Below are 21323 nucleotides of genomic sequence, written 5' to 3'. Positions count from 1 at the left end.
GGCCAGGGCGGCATGGGCGTACTGCGCAAGGGCGACAACGCGACCGGTCCGCGCAGCCGGCACAGGGAAGACGCACTGCGGGGGAGGCAGGGTCGCGACGCCGACCGACCCTGCCTGCTGATGCCCTGTCCGCCCGGCCGATCGAGCCCGCGGCAGCGTCGACGACGCCGACGTCGACGCGGTCACGGTGGTGCCACCTCGATCCGGTCGGGCGGACAGGGCCCAATTCTCCCGGCCGGGCCGGCCGGCCGGAATCACCCGGTCGGGCGGCACCGGACCGGTTTGCATATCGGCGAAGGCAAGGGAGAACCACATGCGTACGGGAGTCTGGCTGATCGGAGCACGCGGATCCGTCGCGGCGACCAGCATCGTCGGTTGGCTGGCGCTGCGCGCCGGCCTGGCCGAGCCCACCGGCTGCGTCACCGAGCTGCCCGGGCTGCGCAGCCCGGCGCTGCCGGCCCTGGGCGAACTCGTCCTCGGTGGACACGAGATCACCGATACGCCCCTGCTGAAGAAGGCCGAGGCCCTTGCCGCCGCCGGTGTCGTGCCGGCCCGGCTCGTCGACGCACTGCACGACGAACTCGTCACCGTCGACGGCGACGTACGGCCGCTGCCCACCGCCGACACCCAGGCCGGCACCGCCGCACTGATCGCCGCCGACCTGGCCGACTTCCGGTCCCGGCACGGGCTCGACGAGGTGGTGGTCGTCAACGTCTCCACCACCGAGCCGGCGCCCGCCCCGCTGCCGGCCCACGCCGACCCGGTGCTGCTGGAAGAGGCGCTCGCCCGTCCCGGCGTGGTGCTGCCGCCCAGCTCGCTGGCCGCGTACGCCGCCTTCACCGCCGGCTGCTCCTATGTGGACTTCACGCCGTCGACCGGGGCCCGCCTGCCGGCACTGCACGAGCTGGCGGTCCGGCACGGCGTGCCGTACGCCGGGCACGACGGCAAGACCGGCGAGACGCTGGTCAAGTCGGTGCTCGCCCCGATGTTCGCCTTGCGCAACCTGCGGGTCCGTACCTGGTCCGGCATCAACCTGCTGGGTGGCGGCGACGGCGCCAACCTCGCCGAGCCGGCCGCCAACGCCGCCAAGACCGCGAGCAAGCAGCGGGTGCTCGGCGAGACCCTCGGCTACCAGCCGCAGGGCACCACCCGGATCGAGTACGTCGACGACATCGGCGACTTCAAGACCGCCTGGGACCTGATCACCTTCTCCGGATTCCTCGGCACCGCCATGCGGATGGAGTTCACCTGGCACGGCTGCGACTCGGCCCTGGCCGCCCCGCTGGTGCTCGACCTGGCCCGGCTGACCGCCGCCGCGCACGCCGCCGGCCGGCACGGGCCACTGCCCGAACTCGGGTTCTTCTTCAAGGACCCGATCGACGCCACCGCCCACTCGCTCGACGAGCAGTGGCGGATCCTCGCCGACTTCGTCGGCTCGCTGCCCGGAGGGGAGCACTGATGGGACTGCTGCGCGATCTCGTCGACCTGGTACGCGCCCCGGCCGCGCTGTCCGTACCCGGTGACGTGGTGGCCGGGGCCGCCGCGGCCGGCACCCTCGACGCGCGTACCCCGGTCCTGGCCGGCGCGTCGGTCTGCCTCTACTGGGCCGGCATGGCCGGCAACGACTGGGCCGACCGGGACCTCGACGCGATCGAGCGCCCCGAGCGCCCGATCCCGTCCGGCCGGGTCTCCGCGCCCGCCGCGCTGGGCATCGCCGCCGGGCTGACCGCCGCCGGACTCGGGCTCGCCGCGCTCGGCGGTGGCCGGCGGGCGCTCGCCGTCGCCGGGCCGCTGGCCGCCGCCGTGTGGGCGTACGACCTGGGGGCCAAGAACACCGCGGCCGGGCCGGCGGTGATGGCCGCCTGCCGCGGGCTCGACGTGCTGCTCGGCGCGAGCACCGGCCGGCCGGCCAGGGCGCTGCCGGCGGCGCTCGCGGTGGCCGCGCACACGTACACGGTCACCGAACTGTCCCGGCGCGAGGTCGGTGGCGCCGACCCCCGGCTGCCGAGGGCGACGCTCGCCGGCACCGCCGCCCTGGCGGCGGCGACCGCCGCGGCCGGCGCCCGGCCCGGCCGGCCGGCGTGGCGCCGCGCGGTGCCGGCCGCCCTGGCCGCCTGGTACGCCGCCCAGTACGGCGGCGCCCAGGCCCGCGCCGCCGCCGAGCCGTCGGCGACCCGCATCCGGGCCGCGGTCGGGGCCGGCATCACCGGCCTGCCGGCCCTGCAGGGGGCGCTCACCGCACACGCCGGTGCCGCCACGGCCGGGCTGGCCGTGGCCGCCGCCGCCCCGCTCGGCCGCCGCCTGGCCCGAATGGTGTCACCGACATGACCGAGCGGAGCGCGGGAATCGTCAGGCTCAGTCTTGGTCGTGCGGTCACCGAGCGGAGCGAGGGGGCGGCATGACCGCCAAGGAACTCGGGGCGGGCGGCCAGTTGCGGTTCGGGTACGGGACGAACGGGTTCGCCAACCACCGGCTGCCCGACGCCCTCGCCGTCATCGCCGACCTGGGCTACGCCGGGGTGGCGCTCACCCTCGACCACGACCATCTCGACCCGTTCGCGCCCGATCTCGCCCGGCAGGTCGCCGAGGTCGCCGACCGGCTGCGCGACCTCGAACTCGCGGTGGTGATCGAGACCGGCGCCCGCTACCTGCTCGACCCGTGGCGCAAGCACGCGCCGACCCTGCTGCACGACGACCGGTACCTGCGGTTGCAGTTCCTGCGCCGGGCGGTGGCGATCGGCGCGGACCTCGGCGCCGAGGCGGTGTCGTTCTGGGCCGGCGTGCGACCGTCCGAGGTGGACGAACGGTTGGCCTGGGAGCGGCTGGTCGACGGCTGCGGGCAGATGGTGGAGGTGGCGGCCGGGGCGGGCGTACCGCTGGGGTTCGAGCCGGAGCCCGGGATGCTGGTGGAGGACATCGCCGGCTGGCGGGCCCTGCGCGCCGCCCTCGGCGATCCGGCCGCCTTCGGCATCACCCTCGACATCGGACACTGCCGGTGCCTGGAGCCGGACCCGGTGCCGGACTGCGTCGCCGCCGTCGCCGACCACCTGGTGAACGTGCAGATCGACGACATGCGGCGGGGCGAGCACGAGCACCTGGAGTTCGGCGTTGGCGAGATCGACTTCCCGCCGGTGCTCGGGGCGCTGGCCGACGCCGGCTACCACGGCCTGGTCGCAGTGGAACTGCCCCGGCACTCGCACGCGGCGCCGGCGGTCGCGACCCGGTCGATCGAGTTTCTGCGCCGGGCCGAACGCGCCGCCGGCATCCCGCGCCGGCCCGCCGAAACCGCCGGCGCCGCCCGGGGCCGGCCGGCGAGGGCGGTCCGGGCCGGCGCGGCGGCCCTGGAAGGAGAGCGGTGATGGATCTCGACGACCTGCGGTCCGCGCTCGCCGGTACGGCCGGCGGCGGCTGGCTGGCGGAGGCGCTGGACCGGACCGCCGGCGAGCCCGGCGCGGTGGGGCGGCTGTTCGCCGCCGCCGGCCGCCGGGTCGGCCGGGCACCGCTGACCGCCGGCTGGAGTGCCGACGAGGCGGCCCGCGCGCTGCTGCTGGCCGCGCTCCCCGCCGACCTGGTCGCGGAGCGGGCCGAAACCCTCTACCGGTTCGGTGACGCCGCCGAGAAGCGGGCCGTGCTGAAGGCGCTGCCGCTGCTGCCGGTCGGTGCCGCCGCCGTACCGCTGCTGCACGACGCGATCCGTACCAACGACACCCGGCTGGTCGCCGCCGCCGTCGGCCCGTACGCCCGGCACCTGGACCGGGCGGCGTGGCGGCAGGCGGTGCTGAAGTGCGTGTTCATGGGGCTGCCCCTCGCGGTCGTGGACGACCTCGACGCCCGTGCCGACGCCGAGCTGGCCGTGATGCTCGGCGGTCTGGTCGAGGAGCGCCGGGCCGCCGGCCGCGAGGTCGCCGCCGACGCGGTCGACCTGCTGGCCCGGCTCACCGCCGGCGCACCCGCCGGTGGCCCGGCCGGCACCGACGCAAGGAATGAGGCGTGATGCGTATCTTCGACCCGCACATCCACATGACGTCGCGCACCACCGACGACTACCGGGCGATGGCCGCCGCCGGGGTCCGGGCGGTCGTCGAGCCGGCGTTCTGGCTCGGCCAGCCGCGTACGAACCCCGGCTCGTTCGCCGACTACTTCGACTCGCTGATCGGCTGGGAGCCGTACCGGGCCGGACAGTTCGGCATCCGGCACCACGCCACGATCGCGCTGAACCCCAAGGAGGCCAACGACCCCCGTTGCCGGCCGGTGCTCGACCTGCTGCCGCGCTACCTCGACAAGGACGGCGTGGTCGCGGTGGGGGAGATCGGCTACGACTCGATGACGCCGGAGGAGGACGAGGCGTTCGCCGCCCAGCTCGCCCTGGCCGTCGAGTACGAGCTGCCGGCGCTGGTGCACACCCCGCACCGGGACAAGGCGCGCGGCACCGAACGGACCCTCGCCGTCGTCGCCGAGTCCGGCATCGGGCCCGGGCGGGTGGTCGTCGACCACCTCAACGAGGTCACCGTCGCGGCCGTCCACGACGCCGGCTGCTGGATGGGCTTCTCGATCTATCCCGAGACCAAGATGTCGCCGCCGCGGATGGTCGAGATCCTCAAGGAACACGGGCTGGACCGGGTGCTGGTCAACTCGGCCGCCGACTGGGGGCACTCCGACCCGCTGCTGACCCGGGCCACCGGCGAGGCGATGCTCGCCGCCGGGTTCACCGACGACGACGTCGACAAGGTGCTGTGGCGCAACCCGGTCGAGTTCTACGGCCAGTCCGGGCGGCTCGACCTGTCCGACCTCGGTCCGGCCGCGGACACCTTCGAGGGCAGCTCCATCAAGCGCGGCGGAAGCTGATGAGGCTGCGGCACGGCGACGGCCAGACCGTCCATCTCGGATACTGCACGAACGTGCACCCGGCGCAGGACCTCGACGGGATCGTGGCCCAACTCGACACGTACGCGCTGCCGGTGCGCGAACGGCTCGGCACGGACCTGCTCGGGCTCGGGCTGTGGCTGGCCGCGCCGGTCGCCGCCGAACTGGCCGCCGAGCCCCGGCTGCGCCGCCGGCTGCGGCACGAACTCGACGTACGCGGGCTGGAGGTGGTGACGCTCAACGGCTTCCCGTACGCCTCGTTCCAGGACCCGGTGGTGAAGTACGCCGTCTACCACCCGGACTGGACGACCCCGGACCGGCTGGCGTACACGCTGGACCTGGCCCGGGTGCTGGCCGACCTGCTGCCCGACGACGCGGCCCGGGGCTCGATCTCGACCCTGCCGCTGGCGTGGCGCGAGCCGTGGGACACCGGGCGGGCGGACGCCTGCGCGCGTAACCTCGACGCGCTCGCCGCCGGGCTGGCCGGGCTGGCCGCCGACACCGGACGCACCATCCGGGTGGCGTTCGAGCCCGAACCGGGCTGCGTGGTGGAGACCACCGCCGACGCCGTACGGCATCTGTCCGCGGTGGACACCGAGTGGCTGGGGGTCTGCGTCGACCTGGCCCACCTCGCCTGCGCCTGGGAGGAGCCGGCCGCCGCGCTGGCCGCCCTGCGCGGCGCCGGCCTGCCGGTGGTCAAGGTGCAGGTGTCGGCGGCGCTGGGTGCGGCGACGCCGGACCGGCACGCCGACGTGCTGCGCGACTACGTCGAGCCGCGCTTCCTGCACCAGACCCGTGGTGCCGGCGGTGGCGCCACCGACGACCTCGACGAGGCGCTGGACGTCGGCCTGCCGGGCCCCTGGCGGGTGCACTACCACGTGCCGCTGCACGCCGCCCCGGCGGCGCCGCTGACCGCCACCGTGCCGGTGCTGCGCGAGGCGTTGCGCGAGCTGGTCGGCGGGGCGGCGGCGGGCTGCGACCACCTCGACGTCGAGACGTACACCTGGGGGGTGCTGCCGGCGGCGCACCGTCCCGGGACCCCCGACCAGCTCGCCGCCGGCATCGCCGCGGAGCTGGCCTTCGCCCGCGACGAACTGCTCGCGCTGGGCCTTTCCACACTGTCCGACACCCCCAGATCCGAGGAGGTGACCGCGTGAAGCCACTGCTCGTCCTCGACGTGGTGGGCCTGACGCCCCGGTTACTCGACCACATGCCCCGGCTGTCGGCGGTCGCCGACGCGGGGTTCCGGGCCTCGCTCGGCACCGTGCTGCCGGCCGTCACCTGCTCGGTGCAGTCGACGTTCCTGACCGGCGAGCCGCCGTCCGGGCACGGGATCGTCGGCAACGGCTGGTACTTCCGTGACCTCGGTGAGGTCTTCCTGTGGCGCCAGCACAACGCGCTGGTCGGCGGCGACAAGCTCTGGCACGCCGCGCGCCGGGTCGAGCCGGGCTACACGGTCGCCAACGTCTGCTGGTGGTACGCGATGGGCGCCGACGTCAACTGGACCGTCACCCCGCGCCCGGTCTACCACGCCGACGGCCGCAAGGACCCGGACTGCTACACCGACCCGCCGGAACTGCACGACGCGCTGACCGGCCGGCTCGGCACGTTCCCGCTCTTCAGCTACTGGGGCGCGAACGCCGGCATCACCTCGACGGCCTGGATCACCAAGGCGACCATGCAGATCATGGCGGACCACTCGCCGGACCTGACCCTGGCCTACCTGCCGCACCTCGACTACGACCTGCAACGGTTCGGCCCGTCGGCGCCGCAGGCGGCGGCCGCCGCGGCCGAACTCGACGCGACCGTCGGCCCGCTGCTCGACGCCGCGACCGCCCGGGGTGCCACGGTCGTCGCGCTGTCCGAGTACGGCATCACCGACGCGTCCCGGCCGGTCGACGTCAACCGGCTGCTGCGCGCCGAGGGGCTGCTCCGGGTCTACACCCAGGCCGGGATGGAATACCTCGACCCGTGGACGTCGCGGGCGTTCGCCGTCGTCGACCACCAGGTGGCCCACGTCTACGTCCGCGACCCGGCCGACGTACCGGTGGTGGCGAAGCTGCTCGGCGGGCTGGCCGGGGTCGCCGAGGTGCTCGACCGGGACGGCCAGAAGACGTACGGGCTGGACCACGAGCGCTCCGGCGAACTGGTCCTGGTCGCCGAGCCGGACGCCTGGTTCACCTACTACTACTGGCTCGATGACGCCCGGGCCCCGGACTTCGCCCGGCTGGTGGAGATCCACCGCAAGCCCGGGTACGACCCGGCCGAGCTGTTCTTCGACCCGGCCAATCCGGGCGCGGCGAAGGGCCGGGCCGCGCTCGCCCTGCTGCGCAAGAAGACCGGCATGCGCTACCTGATGAACGTGGTCGGCCTGGACGCCGGGGCGCGGGCGGTCCGCGGCTCGCACGGCCGACTGCCCGCCGATCCGCTCGACGGGCCGGTGCTGCTCTGCTCCGACCCGGCCGCCGCCCGGGACCACTTCGCCGCGACCGACGTCAAGGGGCTGCTGCTGCACCTGGCCGGGCTGGGCGACCCACCGGCGGTGGGGACGAGGTGACCCGATGACGATCGAACTGGTGCGCGACACCGACCTCGACGAGTTGCGGGCCCGCTGCGACCTCGCGCTCGCCGGCTACCTGGACCGGCAGGACGCGGACTGGCCGGACGGCGCGCCCCGTGGGGTGTTCGACACCCTGCGCCGTTTCGTGCTGGCCGGCGGCAAGCGGCTGCGGCCGCTGTTCTGCTACTGGGGCTGGCGGGGGGCCGGCGAGCCCGACCGGCCCGAGATCGTGTCGGCGGCGGCCGCGCTGGAACTGTTCCACGCGTTCGCGCTGATCCACGACGACATCATGGACGGCAGCGACCAGCGGCGCGGCGAACCGTCGGTGCACCAGCTCTTCGCCGACCTGCACACCCGGCTGTCGTGGCGGGGCGACCCCGGCGCGTACGGCCGCAGCGCCGCACTGCTCTGCGGCGACCTCTGCGCCGCGTGGGCCGACCAGATGTTCCACGAGTCGGGGCTGCCCGCCGAGCGGATCCACGACGGGTACGCCGTCTACTGCGCGATGCGGACCGAGGTGATCGCCGGCCAGTACCTGGACCTGGTGTCCGGGGTCGGGGACGGCTCGGTCGCCAGCGCGCTGACGGTGATCCGGATGAAGGCGGCCCGCTACACCGTGACCCGGCCGCTGCAGATCGGGGCGGGGCTGGCCGGCGCCGGCCCCGAACTGCTCGACGCGTACGCCGCGTTCGGCGACCCGCTCGGTGACGCCTTCCAGTTGCGCGACGACGTGCTCGGCGTCTTCGGCGATCCGGCGGTGACCGGAAAGTCCATACTGGACGATCTGCGGGAGGGCAAGCCGACGGTGATGATGGCACTGGCCCGCGACAGCGCCGACCGGGCCCAGGCGGCCCGGCTGCGGGTGCTGTTCGGCAACCCGCAACTGGACGCCGAGGGCGCGGCCGAATTGCGCACGATCATCGTCGAGACGGGCGCGCTGGACCGGATCGAGCAGATGATCAAGGTGTACGGCGACGCCGCGCTCGCGGCCCTCGCCGACGCCCCGGTGGCCGCCGAGGCACGGGCCGCGCTGGCCGCGTTGGCCCACTCCGTGGTCGACCGCCAGCGGTGACGGTGACGGTCGGGACGACCGCTCACCGCGGTCTTCGCCAGGCTCTCGCCGCGACCCGCTGCGACGGATGTCGGAGCAGGTCAGTGGCGGTTTCCGACACCTGCACAACCCTGCTATCGACGACCCTGAGCCGCTGTTCGATCGATGTCTCCGGCACTTGGTCACAGCGTGATGGACATTCGTCCGGCACGTCTGGCGCAACAACTTGTTCATGACCTAGCGTCCCTGCGCAGGGGACGGTGATCTCGGCCGCAGGACTGTCGCGGTCCTGGCGAAACGCCCCGTCAAAGGGAGGCACAGTGGTCATCCACGATCTGGGCGCGGCCAATCTCGATCAATACGATCGACAAGCCCTCATTTCACATCTGGATGGCATGGAATCACCGCTGCGCCCGATACCGCGCCAGCGGTCCACCCGCGAGCCGGTGGCCCGGCCCGAGCCCGACCCCGGCTGGCGCCCGCTGCGGATCGCGATGATCGGACAGAAGGGCATGCCGGCGACGTACGGCGGGATCGAACGCCACGTCGAGGAGTTGGCCAGCCGCCTGGTCGGTCTCGGCCACGAGGTGACCGTCTACTGCCGGCCCAGCTATGGCTCGGTGCCGATGGACGCCTACCGGGGCGTCCGGCTGCGCCAGGTCCGCACGATCGCCAGCAAGCACCTCGACGCGATCGTGCACTCGACCACCTCCACCCTCGCCGCCATCGGCGACCGGCCGGACATCGTGCACTACCACGGGCTCGGCCCCGGCCTGGTCGCCCCGCTGCCGCGCTACCTGTCCCGGGCCCGGGTGGTGCTCACCGTGCACGGCCTGGACAACCAGCGGGCGAAATGGGGCCGGCTGGCGCGTACGGTGCTGGACACGGCGCACTGGTTCAGCGGGCACGTGCCCAACGAACGGGTCACCGTCTCGCGTGGCCTGGCCGCCCACTACGACACCCACTTCGGCGCCTCCGCCCGCTACATCGCCAACGGGGTGACCGCCGGCCGCCGGCTACCCGCCCGCCAGATCACCGCCCGTTTCGGACTGACGCCGGACGGTTACCTGCTGCTGGTCGGCCGACTGGTCCCGGAAAAGGCAGCCGACCTGCTCGTCCGGGCGTTCCGCCGGATCCAGACCGACCTCAAATTGGCGATCGTCGGCGGCTCGTCGTTCTCCGACGACTTCGTCGCCCGGCTGCGCGCCGAGGCCGACGGCGACCCGCGCGTGGTGTTCACCGGGTTCGCGTACGGCGACCTGCTCGCCGAGCTGTACAGCAACGCCGCCGCCTTCGTGCAGCCGTCCCGGCTGGAAGGGCTGCCGTTGACCCTGCTGGAGGCCGCCTCGTACGACCTGCCGGTCGTCGCCAGCGACATCGCGCCGCACGTCGAGGTGCTCGAACACGACGGCCCCGGCCGCCGGCTCTTCGCCGACGGCGACGAGGAGGGCCTGGTCGCCGCGCTGACCCGACTGGTGGCCGACCCGGCGGCCGAACGCGTCGGCGCCCGCGACCTGGGCGACCGGGTACGTGCCGAGTACACCTGGGACGGCGCCGCCCGCGAACTCGAACGGCTGTACCTCGACCTCGCCCGCCCGGTACGCCGCCGGGGCCGCGCGACCCGTTCGGCGGCCGGAGCCGGCACCGCCGGGTGACCCGTTCGAAGTGGGCAGGATCGGCATATCGGCCCATTATCGGACGCAGCCCGGCCGGGATAGGTTGATTCGGCTTTGGTGGCACGACAGGTGTGGAGCCGATGAACGAGGGCGACCGGCAGGCCCTGCGGGGGGCGCCCGGCGGTGATCCGCCGTCCGGGGCTGCTCCGGCGCGCCCGGCCCCGTCCGGCACCGACCCCGGCCGCGTCGACCGGACGGGCCACTCCGCCCGCGCCGGCCGGTCCGGCGACCCCGGTCGTCCCGGGCGGACCGGCACGGTGCTGACCGGGCTCGCCGCGCTGGTCGCCGCGGCGACCGCCGTGGTGGCCGGACTGTCCATGGCCGGCGGCGACCGGATGGGTGTGGTCCTGCCGCTGGCCGCGGTCACCGGGCTGCTGGTGGCGGCGCTCGCGGTCACCCGCTTCGCCGCGTACGTCCTGCTGATGCTCGCCGTCCGCTCCTGCGTCGACCTGTTCAAGCTCAGCGGCCCGACGGCCGGCCGGGCCGGCGGCGGCGAAGCGACCCGGGCGATGGACCCGTCCACGCTGCTCGCGGTCCTCTTCCTGCTCGCCGCCGGGCTCTGGCTCGCCGCCCAGCTTCGCCGTAACGGCCGGCTGCGCGGCTCCCCGCTCGGCCTGGCCATGCTGCTGGTCGGCGCGACCTGCCTCATCAGCGCCCTGGGCGCCGGCCAGCGGACGGCCAGCCTGCTGGAGGCGCTGCGGATCCTGACCGTGGTCGTCATGTTCGTGGTGCTCGAACAGCTCATCCCGGACACCCGGGCGGCCCGCCGGGTGCTGCTCGCCTGCTACGCCTCGCTGGTCCTGGCGCTGGGCTACACCGTGGTCATGTCGCTCGCCGGCCAGCCGCCGTCGGAGGTCAAGGGCAGCTTCACCCGGATCAGCGGGCCGTTCAGCCAGTCGACCACGTTCGGCCGCTACCTGATGTTCCTGGTCATCTTCGGCTTCGGCATCCACCGTTTCCTCGGCCGCCGGTCGCGGGTCGCGCTGACCGTGCTGCTCACCGCCTCGCTCGGCTTCCTGCTGCTGACCAACACCCGCAGCGCCATCCTCGGCGCCGCGATCGGGCTGGTCGTGGTCGCCGTACTGCACCGCAGCCGGAGGATGCTCGTCGGGCTGGTCGTGGTCGCCGTCGCCGGGGTGGCGCTGCTGCCGGCGGTCGGCGAACGGTTCGCCCAGATCACGCAGGCCCGGTCGGTCGGCGGCGGACCGACCGGCAACACGCTGGAATGGCGGGTCGCCTACTGGACCGACATCGTCACGCTGGCCAACCGCAACCCGGTCACCGGCATCGGCCCGAACATGACCCAGCGGGAGACCGCCGAGGCGAAGAAGCCGCACAACGACTTCCTGCGGGCGTACGTCGAGACCGGGGTGCTCGGCCTGCTCGCCTATCTCGCCATGATCGTGCTGACCCTGCACACCGCCCGGCAGGCGCTGCGGCGGGCGCCCCCGGGCAGCCTCGACCGGGGGATCGCGGTCGGCTTCGCCGGCTGCGCCGTGGCGTTCGTCGCGGTGAGCGCCGCGTCCAACGTCATCTCCAACGTGGTCACCCTGTGGTACCTGTTCGCCTTCGCCGCCGCGGCGAGCGCCGTCGCCCGTACCCCGGCGGGTGCCGCGCCGGCCACCGGTCCGGGCGTACCGGCGCTGGCCGGGCGCGGCGGCGGAACGTCAACCTGAGAACGCACATCCGAGTGGGGAGCGCAAGCGTGGAGATCGTCGACTACCTGCGGGTGGCCCGTCGGCGGCTGTGGATCCTGGTCGCCGTACCGGTGGTCGCGACCGGGGCGGCGGCGGCCATCGTGCTGCTCGCCCCGCAGCAGTACGTCGGCACCGCCTACGTCGCGGCGCCCGCGCTCGTCGGCGGCAGCGCCGCCCAGCAGTACACCGGCACCCAGGCCGCCAACCAGTTCGTGGCCTCGTTCGCCGCGGCCGCCACCTCGCCCCGGGTCGTCGAGCAGGTCTCGGCCGACACCGGCGTACGGCCGGCGGCCCTGCGCGACGGCATCGCCGTCGACCAGGTCGGCGCGAGCAGCCAGCTCGAGCTGTCCTACACCGCGCCGAACCGGGCGACCGTCGTACCGGTGCTGGAGTCGACCACCCGGCGGGCCCTGACGTTCCTCTTCTCCTCCCAGGTCGCGATCGCCACCCAGCAGGTCGAGGCGGCCCGGGCCGACGTCGCCGCGGCGACGACCGCGATCACCGAGTGGGAGAAGGAGAACAAGGTCTCCCAGCCGGACAAGATCTACCAGTCCACCCTCAACGAGCTGGCCACCCTCCGGCAGCAGCAGCTCTCCATGCAGGCGGTCGGCAACGGTCGGGGGGCCAGCGCGGCCGCGTCGGCCATCGCCGCCGGGCAGAAGCGGCTCGACGAGATCGGCCCGAAGCTGCCGGACTACCAGGCACTGCTGGCGCAGCGGGACGCCGCGACCAGCGCCCTGGCCCGGGCCCGCGAGGCGCTGCAGGGCGCCAACGCCCAACTCCAGGCCGCCGACCCGGCCCAGGCGACCAGCATCAGCGAGGCCGCCCCGGTGTCGCGGATGCGCGGCCTGGTCGGCACCGCCCTGCCGGTCGGCGCGGCCGGCCTGCTCGTCGCGGTCGTCCTGGTCGCCCTGCTGGAGCTGCTCTCCCGCCAGCGCACCACGCCGGCTCCCGCCGCGGCCACCCCGGCGACCGCCCCCGCCGGCGAACCGGAGGCCGGCGCGGCCCGGCCGGCCACCGGCCGCGTCGCCGGCGGCCCGCTGCGGTCGGTACCGCTCGGCAAGACCGAGGGACCCGCCGTACCCGGCGCCCGCCGGCCGGTCGCCGACGACGACACCGTCACCCTGCCCGCCATCGGCTCGGCCGGCACCACCCCACCGGGCCGGCGCGGACCGAACCGGTGACCGCCGCCCCGGCCGCCCCGACGGGCACCCCGAACGACCCGGCCGACTCCGGCGACCGGCACATCCGCGGCATCGCCCGGGGCGGCAGCCTCAACCTGGTCGGCGCGCTCCTCAGCCAGGGCGCGGTCTTCCTGATCATGCTGCTGCTGGCCCGTAGTCTCGGCATGACCGAGGTCGGCCGCTACGCCCAGGGCTACGCCATGCTGTCCCTGCTCGGGCTGCTGTCGCTGTCCGGCTTCCGGGCCGGGCTGACCCGCTTCGTCGCCGTACACCTCGCCGACGACGACCCGGCCACCATCCGCGGCACGATCCGGCTCGGGCTGGGCATCTCGACGGTGTCGTCGACGGTGATCGCCGTCGGGCTCGCCGCCACCGCGCCCTGGCTGGCCCGGATGCTCAACGACCCGGAACTCACCACCCCGCTGCGGCTGGTCGCGCTCACCCTGCCCGCGCTGACCATCTGCGAGGCGGCGCTCGCCGCCACCCGGGGCTGGCGTACGCAGCGGCCGTACACGCTGATCGGCCAGATCTACGAGCCGGGCGCCCGGCTGGCGCTCACCGCCCTCGCCCTCGTGCTCGGCGGCGGGGTGGTCGGCGCCTTCTGGGCGCTGGTCGGCGCCGCCTGGTCGGCCGCCGCGCTCGCGGTGCTGGCGCTGGCCAGGATGCTGCGCAAGGTGGCGCCCGCCGAACCGGCCTACCGGCCCCGGCAACTGTTCAGCTTCTCCACGGTGAGCTGGGTGTCGTCGCTGTCGTCGACCGGCCTGATCTGGGTCGACACGCTGCTGCTCGGCTTCTTCGGCAGCGACGAGATCGGCGTCTACAACGTCGCGACCCGGCTGGTCACCGTCGCCATCTTCGTGCTCGCGCCGATCAACGCGGCGTTCGGGCCGTACATCGCCTACCTCTACCACCAGGGCCGCCTCGACGACGTACGGCGCAGCTACGGCGCGGTCACCGGCTGGATCGTCCGGCTGTCGCTGCCGGCGTTCGTCGCGCTGCTGGTCTTCCCGACCGACCTGCTGCGCATCTTCGGCGGCGACTTCACCACCGGTGCCGCCGTCACCATGATCCTCGCCGCCGGGCAGCTGGTGAACGCCGCCACCGGCCCGTGCGGCACGCTGCTGAACATGTCCGGCCGGGTGGCCGTCAACATGTACGACAACCTCGCCGCCCTGGTCCTCAACATCGGACTCAACATCTGGCTCATCCCGGCGTACGGCATCGTCGGCGCGGCCGCCTCGTGGGCGGCCTCGCTGGCCGCGGTCAACATCGCCCGGGTGATCCAGGTACGCGGTCTGATCCAGGCCCTGCCGTTCACCACGGGCATGGCGAAGGGGCTGGCCGCCGGGGTGGCCGCCCTGCTGGCCGGGCTCGTCGTGCGGTGGCTGCTGCCCGGCGGCCCGGTCCAGCTCGTCGTCGGGCTCGCCGCCGTCGTGGTGACCTACCTCGGGGTGGTTCTCGCCCTCGGGCTCAGCCGGGAGGACGTCATGGTGCTGCGTACCCTGATCCGCCGCCGCCGCAAGGAGGCCACCGCGTGAGTTCCTCGCGATCTTGCAGATATCTCCCCCTTATGTCCACTTTGTCGGGCGACAAGTGCAAGATCGCGGGAGGGAGGGCGTGACGGCGCGGCGCGGCCTCGTGGACCTCGCGCGGCGGGGGGTGCGGGGGGCGCGGGCGTACGCGCGGGCGGCGGTGCCCGGGGCGGTCGGCGCGCTGCCCGACTTCCTCGTCATCGGCGGCCAGCGCTGCGGCACCACCTCGCTCTACCACTACCTCGCCGCACACCCGCGAATCCGCACCGGCACCGGCAAGGAGTTGCAGTACTTCACCCTGCACCACCGGCGCGGCACCCGCTGGTACCGGGCCCACTTCCCGCGCACCGGCCCCGGCGAGCGCACCTTCGAGGCCAGCCCCTACTACCTCTTCCACCCGGAGGTGCCGGCCCGGGTCGCCGCGGCCCTGCCCGAAGCCCGGTTCGTCGCCCTGCTGCGCGACCCGGTCGAGCGGGCCTACTCGCACTACCTGCACACCCGCTCGTACGGCGCCGAGCCGCTGGACTTCGCCGCCGCACTGGCCGCCGAACCGGACCGGCTGGCGGCGGCGCTGCGCGCCGGCCCGGACAGCCGTACGGCGCACGCCGCGCTGCGCAACCACTCGTACGCCGCCCGGGGCCGCTACGCCGAACAGCTCGAACGGTGGTTCGCGGCGGTACCCCGGGAACGGGTGCTGGTGCTGCGCAGCGAGGACCTCTACGCCGAGCCGGTCCGCGTCTACGCCGACGTGCTGCGGTTCCTCGACCTCGACCCGTACACGCCGGACGGGTTCGCCCGGCACACCCGCCGTGTCGACCGTGGCGAGTCCGGCCTCACCGACGCGGTCCGCGCCGAGTTGGCCGGGCACTTCGCGCCGCACAACGCCCGACTCGCCGACCTTCTCGGCTGGTCGTCGACCTGGTGACCGGCGGCCCGGCCGCCGGTCACCAGGTGTGACGTCAGCGGGCCGGCTGGTAGTCGCCGGTCAGCCGGCCGAGCTTCAACGCCAGGTGGAGGCAGAGCCGTTCGTTGCCGTCCTTCAGGTCGGTCTCGGCGAGCTGCTCCACCCGCTGCAGGCGGTAGTAGAGCGTGGTGCGGTGCAGCCGGAGCCGCTCCGCCGTGGCGTGCGCGTTGCCGGCCAGGTCCAGATAGGCCTCCAGGGTCTCCAGCAGCACCTGGTTGGTCTCGTCGCGCAGCAGCCGCTCCAGGCCGGGATGCACCCCGCCGACGTCCAGGTGCTGGTCGCCGAGGCGGGTCAGCACCCGGTAGATCCCCAGGTTGGACCAGGCGACGATGCGGCCCAGCGCGGAGAGCTGCACACCGACCCGGGCCGACTGCAACGCCTCGTCGTACGAGCCGAGCCCTTCGGCCAGCTCGTCGTAGGTCTGTCCGATGCCGACGACCGTACGGGTGATCGAGGCGAGCCCCCGGGTGGTGTTCTGCAGCGCCTCGTCGAGGTGGGTGGCGGCGGCCTCCGGCGCGGGGCGGCCGGCACCGTTCGCCCCGCACATCAGCAGCACGCCGTGGTCGTGCCGGATCAGGTGCAGGGCGGCCCGGGTGCCGATCCACCGGCGGGTGTGCACCAGCGCCTGTTCCAGGGCGATCCGGCCGACCTCGTCGGGCGGCTGCCCGCCCGGGGTGACCAGGTGCGCCACCAGGGCGGTGGTCGGCCCGTCGGCGGCGATCACGCCCTCCTCCAGCAGCGCCCGTACGGCGTGGGCGCGTGACGTGGGCGCGTCGACGAGCAGCGTCCGGGCCGCCTCGGTCTCCCGCTGCGAGGCGAGCTCGCCGAGCAGGTTCTCCCGGTAGAGCGCCAGCGACAGGTCGGCGGTCGCCTCGCTGGCCAGCTTGATGTCGTCGTCGGTCATCGTGCCCTCGGCGTCGATGAACCACACGAAGCCCAACAGCAGGTCGTCGTGGCAGATCGGCAGGCAGACCCGGGGGAGCAGGTCGAGTTCCGGGCAGGCCGGGGTACGGACCGGGGTCCGGGACTGGAGCACGCCGGCCTGCCGGAACCAGGCGATCACCTCCGGCGTCGTCTGCCGCCGCAGGATCGAGGCCCGGCGTACGGTGTCCATCGGCTCGGCGTGTTCGCTGTAGACCACCACCCGCTGGCGCCGGTCCTCGATCAGCGCCGGCCGGCCGACGCGCGCGGCGAGTCCGTCGACGATGGTTTGCAGCTCGGCCAGCATCCAGCTCCCCGCGTTCGTGCCAAGTTCAGACGTTTAACATTTCGCTGATCTTGTCCCGGCGCAAGTCCTCGACCCGACAGAAGTTCTGTCCGGCCCGCTGTGTCTCTCAGCATCTGTCCGATGACCGGTGTGACAGCAGTCTCTACCGTTCGGCGTACCTGACGGTGTCCGGCCGGCCAGGACTGGACCGCGCGGGAGGAATGGGATGACCGGTGCGACCGGGTTGGCCGACGTGGACGGCATCGACGGCGTGGACGGCGACCGGCCGTGGCGCGGTGTCGTAACGGCCCTCGTTACGCCGTTCACCGCCGACCTGCGGGTCGACTTCGACCGGCTCCAGGAGCACGTGCGGTGGCTGGCCACCGAGGGCTGCGACGGGTTCGCCGTGGCCGGTCCGCCGGGGGAGTACCAGACCCTGACCGACGGGGAACGCGCCGACGTGCTGCGTGCCGTCGTGGAGGCGGCGCCGTCCGACCGGTCGGTGCTCGCCAACGTCAGCGGGTACGGCAGCCACCAGTCGGCACACTGGGCGGAGCAGGCGGCCCGGGCCGGTGCGGACGCGGTGCTGGCGCTGCCGCCGACCGGCTACCGGGCCCGCCCGGCGGAGGTCGTCGCCCACTACCGCGAGATCGCGGCCGCCGGGCTGCCGGTGGTGGCGTACAACGACCCCGGCGAGACCGCGGTCGACCTGACCCCGGAGCTGATGGCCACCGTCGCCGAGATCGACGGGCTGGCCGCGGTGCAGGAGGCGAGCGGCGACGTACGGCGGTTGCACCGCATCCGGGTGCTCTGCCCGCACGTCGACGTGCTGGCCGGCGTCGACGACCTGGTCCGCGAACTCGTGGTCTTCGGGGCCGCCGGCTGGATCGGTGGGCTGCCCAACGCCCTGCCCCGCCAGACGGTCTGCCTCTACCGCCGCTTCGCCGGCGGCGACCCGACCGGCGCCGCGGCCCTCTACGCCACGCTGTATCCCCTGCTGAGCTGGAACTCGCGACCGGAGTCGGTGCAGGCGCTGAAGTGCACGATGGAGGTCGCCGGCCGGTACGGGGGGCCGTGCCGCCCGCCGCGGGTGCCGTTGCCGGCCGTCGACGCGAACCGGCTGCGCCGGGACGTCGAGCGGGCCCTGGCCGCCGTCGCCGACTGATCCATGACCGCCGCTACGGGGGCCGGGAGGCTGGTCAGCGGGCTGTGAACAAGCTCCTTCAGGTGTCGGAAGTCCTCCGTTCACCTGCCGACATCTGCACGGTGACGGGCGTGTCGCCTGCCTCATAGATTCCCGGCACGGCGCGCGTTTCAGCTCTTGACCCCCAAGGTCGCGCGTCGTTCCACCCTCAACGAGAGGTGACTTGATGCACCTTGTCAACGCCAAGCGACCGCGCGTGCGACGGTCGGTGATGGTTGCCGCGGTGGCCACCGCGCTGGTCGCCTCCGTGGCGACCACGCCGGCCGCCGCCGCGCCGGGGAACCCGGCCGGCAGCAACGCGCCGTTCGGGGTAATCGATCCGCAGAACTGGCAGAACCCAGACGCCATGACGTGGAACGACTACAGGGCGGTGCCGAACACCAACTGGGCCGACCCGAACGTTCGGGGCTCGGTCCGTAACTTCAACATCGCGCTGGTGACACTGGACTACGTGGACCAGCCGTTCGTGATCACGCAGCGGGCCCGGTCGTCTATCTTCGGCAACCCGCAGTCGACCGCCGCCAACATCCCGCGGGACCAGGTGGCGACGTTCTACAAGGACTTCCTGAACACGCCGAACACCCTGAACAAGGGCCACACGCTGCACGAGTACTGGATGGAGGACTCGGGCGGCCGCTACGGCGTGGACCTGACCTCGTTCGGTCCGTACACGCTGCCGCACAAGTCGTACCACTACGGTATCGACAACAGCATGAACCCGGGTATGTGCCCGAGCGGGGAGACCTGCAGCCGGAACATCCGTACCGACGGTCTGGGCCTCTGGCGCGCGGCCATCGGTGAGGAGGCCGCCAGCCAGTTCGAGCTGATCTTCATCCTCGGCGCGGGCCAGGACGAGTCGGCCACCTGGCAGGAATTCGGCGAGATGATGTTCCAGACCAAGGAGGACGTGCCGGACGCGTGGGGCCCGCCGGACCCCAACATGCCGAACTACGCGCGTACCCGCTACGTCGAGTGGACCTCGTGGAAGGCGGCGGCCGGAATCTGGCCGAACGCCGGCGGCGGCTCCTCGACCCAGGCCGAGAGCTCCGGCATGGGTGTCTACGCCCACGAGCTGAGCCACCTGCTCACCATCGGTGACAACTACAACAACCCGTACGGCTCCCCGATGCGCCGGGCGTACACCGGCATCTGGAGCATGATGTCGCGCGGGTCGTTCAACGGTCCGGGCGGTCCGCACACCCGTTGGCAGATCCCGCCGGTCAACGGCGGCGCGATGGGCTCGCTGCACACGCTGCGCGACAAGATGAAGATCGGTCTGATCGGCGAGGAGAACGTGCTGCGGCTGTCCCGTGAGGCCCTGGCCTCCTCGGGCCTCGTGGTCGCCGAGATCACCGCGCGTGCCGTCGAGGCGGGTCCGAACGGCCTGACCGGTATCAACATCGCGATGAACCGGGACATGTCGCCGGCCTGCACCGTTGCCAGCAACCCGCTGTGCGACGGCGGCAACTTCAACAACTACACCGTCGAGGTCGTCGACCGGATGGGTGCCGACTCGTTCACCCCGGACAGCGGTGTGCTGCTGAGCAAGACCAAGAACCAGGACAGCGCGCCGTTCCAGTGGGTCGTCGACGCGAACCCGCAGGACATCGACATGATCGACTTCTACAAGCCGGACGGCACCCCGCAGAAGATCACCATCGGTGACTACCGGCAGCTCTCCGACGCCCTCTTCCACGCCGGCACCAACTCCGGCAGTGAGTTCGAGTACGTCGACGAGGCGAACCGGCTGCAGTTCTTCGTCCTCGACCTCAAGCGCGACAAGGACGGCGTGCTGAAGTACACGGTCGCGGTGAAGTCGCTCGACGGCACCGGCGGTCCGAGCACCCACGGTGTCAACCTGTCCAAGGGCACCGTCACCACCCCGAACAGCAAGCCCACCAACCGCGGTGTGACCTGCTCGTTCGACCTGACCAACACCGGTAGCTGGTCCGCCGGTGGCCAGGCCCACCCGGAGAACGTCAACGCCTACACCAAGTCCGACGTCTACCGCCTGTCGGCGGAGGTCGCCGGTCGCGGCTGGCGCGTCTCCCTGCCGAACGAGCTGGCGACCGCCAAGTTCGGCCAGTCCACCACGGTGAACGTGTCGGTCGGTGCCGCTGCCAACGCGGCGGACACCGGGTTCGTGAAGCTCACCGCCACCTCGGTGAGCGACCCGACCAAGACCCTCACCAAGCAGTGCCGGGTCGAGAAGTGATCTGACCCAGCGCGGCAACTGGGGGTCTCCGGTGGCGCACCACCACCGGAGACCCCCCTCCCATTCCGAGGGCAGACTGTTCAGGGCGATCGGGCCGTCCGATCCGTCCGATCCGTTCGATCCGGGAGGATCAATGACTCGACAGCACCGCGGCCGCCGGCTGGCGGCCACGCTGCTCCCGCTGCTGCTGGCCGGTGGCGTCACCGCCGGCTGCACCGGATCGGATCCGGCGGAGGACGGCGACCCGATGACCATCCGCCTGCTCGTCCGGGAGTTCAACCTGCGCGAGATCGGGGTGGACTGCGCCGGCAGCGGCGCCTACCTGTTCGTGCACCGCACCGCGCCGTACCGCCTCGTCGACGGCGACGGCGCGGAACTCGCCAGCGGGGAGCTGCCGACCGGCACCTCCATCGCGGCGTTCGAGGAAGACCTGGAGGTGCCCCGGGTGCCCACGTTCTGCGAGTTCGCCGTACCGGTCACCGTGCCCAAGCGGGACGCGTACCAGCTCGTCATCGACGACCGGCCACCGATCGCCCTGACGACCGACCGGGACAACCCCGAGGGCGGCCCGTCCCTGGTGGCGGTGATCCCGTGAGGAAGAGGCTGCTGCCCGCGATCCTGGTCGCCGCCGCCCTCGCCCTGGGCGCCTGCACCGGCGGCGACGACACCCCCGACAAGGTGGCCGGAGGAGCGCACACGCTGCCCGGCCCGGCCCCGGCCGGCCTCGCCCTGAAGCCGCCGGCCACCGAGGCGCCCACCGCGCCCCGCTTCTCGGCCACCCTCACCGACGGCGCCGACATCGACGTGAGCACCCTGTGGGCCGACCGGCCCGTCGTGCTCACCTTCTTCAGCTCGTGGTGCACCATCTGCGCCGACCGGCAGGACGCGATGAGCGAACTGGCCCGCACCTACCAGGACCGGGTGGTGTTCCTCGGGGTGGCCGGCGAGGACGAGGCCGACCCGCTCGACGAATACCTGCGCACCCACAAGGTCGAATACCCGGTCGTGCTGGACGATTCGATGAACGTCTGGCGGGCGTACGCGGTGCGCGAACCTCCCGCCGTCATCATCCTCAGCAAGGACGGCCGGCTGCTGCGCGGCTGGCCCGGCGGCATCGACGCCGCCGCCCTCGACACGCAGCTCAAGGAGCACGTCCTCGGCTGAACCCGCC

Annotated in this window: 18 protein-coding genes; 17 read left to right on the top strand and 1 reads right to left on the bottom strand. The window is 73.3% G+C overall.

What is annotated here, in order from left to right:
* Positions 1 to 313: 313 nt before the first annotated feature.
* The 13 genes from AB0I42_RS22015 (at position 314) to AB0I42_RS21955 (ending at position 15487) form a co-directional block, all read left to right on the top strand.
* Complete coding sequence (locus tag AB0I42_RS22015) at positions 314 to 1459, top strand: inositol-3-phosphate synthase (protein WP_357539441.1); 1146 nt, start codon at positions 314 to 316, stop codon at positions 1457 to 1459.
* Complete coding sequence (locus AB0I42_RS22010; protein WP_357539439.1) at positions 1459 to 2328, top strand: SCO3242 family prenyltransferase; 870 nt, start codon at positions 1459 to 1461, stop codon at positions 2326 to 2328. The genes AB0I42_RS22015 and AB0I42_RS22010 overlap by 1 nt, the downstream gene beginning before the upstream one ends.
* A 70-nt stretch (positions 2329 to 2398) precedes the next feature.
* The gene (locus AB0I42_RS22005) at positions 2399 to 3358 is read left to right on the top strand and encodes a sugar phosphate isomerase/epimerase family protein (RefSeq protein ID WP_357539437.1); all 960 of its coding nucleotides are present in this window, start codon (positions 2399 to 2401) and stop codon (positions 3356 to 3358) included.
* On the top strand, positions 3358 to 3993 hold the full coding sequence (locus AB0I42_RS22000; protein ID WP_357539435.1) for an EboA domain-containing protein: 636 nt from the start codon (positions 3358 to 3360) through the stop codon (positions 3991 to 3993). Before AB0I42_RS22005 ends, AB0I42_RS22000 begins: the two co-directional genes overlap by 1 nt.
* Positions 3993 to 4844 (top strand): TatD family hydrolase, encoded by an 852-nt coding sequence (locus tag AB0I42_RS21995; RefSeq protein ID WP_357539433.1) that lies wholly within the window; start codon positions 3993 to 3995, stop codon positions 4842 to 4844. The genes AB0I42_RS22000 and AB0I42_RS21995 overlap by 1 nt, the downstream gene beginning before the upstream one ends.
* On the top strand, positions 4844 to 6019 hold the full coding sequence (gene eboE, locus AB0I42_RS21990; protein WP_357539431.1) for a metabolite traffic protein EboE: 1176 nt from the start codon (positions 4844 to 4846) through the stop codon (positions 6017 to 6019). The genes AB0I42_RS21995 and eboE overlap by 1 nt, the downstream gene beginning before the upstream one ends.
* Positions 6016 to 7419: a nucleotide pyrophosphatase/phosphodiesterase family protein gene (locus tag AB0I42_RS21985; protein ID WP_357539429.1), complete on the top strand. Its 1404-nt coding sequence runs from the start codon at positions 6016 to 6018 to the stop codon at positions 7417 to 7419. Before eboE ends, AB0I42_RS21985 begins: the two co-directional genes overlap by 4 nt.
* Positions 7420 to 7423: 4 nt before the next feature.
* Complete coding sequence (locus AB0I42_RS21980) at positions 7424 to 8494, top strand: polyprenyl synthetase family protein (RefSeq protein ID WP_357539427.1); 1071 nt, start codon at positions 7424 to 7426, stop codon at positions 8492 to 8494.
* 374 nt (positions 8495 to 8868) lie between these two features.
* A complete protein-coding gene (locus AB0I42_RS21975; protein ID WP_357539425.1) occupies positions 8869 to 10128 on the top strand; it encodes a glycosyltransferase family 4 protein in 1260 nt (419 codons plus the stop codon).
* A gap of 101 nt (positions 10129 to 10229) precedes the next feature.
* Entirely contained in the window at positions 10230 to 11825 is a 1596-nt protein-coding gene (locus AB0I42_RS21970) for an O-antigen ligase family protein (RefSeq protein WP_357539423.1), read from the top strand.
* A 29-nt stretch (positions 11826 to 11854) separates the two neighbouring features.
* Entirely contained in the window at positions 11855 to 13030 is a 1176-nt protein-coding gene (locus AB0I42_RS21965) for a Wzz/FepE/Etk N-terminal domain-containing protein (protein WP_357539421.1), read from the top strand.
* Positions 13027 to 14568, top strand: a complete 1542-nt coding sequence (locus AB0I42_RS21960) for a flippase (protein ID WP_357539419.1) — start codon at positions 13027 to 13029, stop codon at positions 14566 to 14568. Before AB0I42_RS21965 ends, AB0I42_RS21960 begins: the two co-directional genes overlap by 4 nt.
* A gap of 79 nt (positions 14569 to 14647) precedes the next feature.
* A complete protein-coding gene (locus AB0I42_RS21955) occupies positions 14648 to 15487 on the top strand; it encodes a sulfotransferase (protein WP_357539417.1) in 840 nt (279 codons plus the stop codon).
* Between the two features lie 34 nt (positions 15488 to 15521).
* On the opposite strand, the gene AB0I42_RS21950 is transcribed toward AB0I42_RS21955, so the two are convergent.
* Complete coding sequence (locus AB0I42_RS21950) at positions 15522 to 16754, bottom strand: helix-turn-helix domain-containing protein (RefSeq protein WP_357539415.1); 1233 nt, start codon at positions 16752 to 16754, stop codon at positions 15522 to 15524.
* 205 nt (positions 16755 to 16959) lie between these two features.
* Here AB0I42_RS21950 and AB0I42_RS21945 point away from each other — a divergent pair, with 205 nt between their 5' ends.
* The 4 genes from AB0I42_RS21945 (at position 16960) to AB0I42_RS21930 (ending at position 21316) form a co-directional block, all read left to right on the top strand.
* Complete coding sequence (locus tag AB0I42_RS21945) at positions 16960 to 17898, top strand: dihydrodipicolinate synthase family protein (protein WP_357539413.1); 939 nt, start codon at positions 16960 to 16962, stop codon at positions 17896 to 17898.
* Between the two features lie 262 nt (positions 17899 to 18160).
* Complete coding sequence (locus AB0I42_RS21940; RefSeq protein WP_357539411.1) at positions 18161 to 20152, top strand: M6 family metalloprotease domain-containing protein; 1992 nt, start codon at positions 18161 to 18163, stop codon at positions 20150 to 20152.
* Positions 20153 to 20285: 133 nt separating this feature from the next.
* The gene (locus tag AB0I42_RS21935; RefSeq protein ID WP_357539409.1) at positions 20286 to 20747 is read left to right on the top strand and encodes a hypothetical protein; all 462 of its coding nucleotides are present in this window, start codon (positions 20286 to 20288) and stop codon (positions 20745 to 20747) included.
* Complete coding sequence (locus tag AB0I42_RS21930) at positions 20744 to 21316, top strand: TlpA disulfide reductase family protein (protein ID WP_357539408.1); 573 nt, start codon at positions 20744 to 20746, stop codon at positions 21314 to 21316. Before AB0I42_RS21935 ends, AB0I42_RS21930 begins: the two co-directional genes overlap by 4 nt.
* The last annotated feature ends 7 nt before the right edge of the window (positions 21317 to 21323 follow it).

The organism is Polymorphospora sp. NPDC050346, from assembly GCF_040655695.1.
Lineage (GTDB): Bacteria > Actinomycetota > Actinomycetes > Mycobacteriales > Micromonosporaceae > Polymorphospora > Polymorphospora lycopeni.
This window is presented reverse-complemented; position numbering and strand designations above follow the sequence as displayed.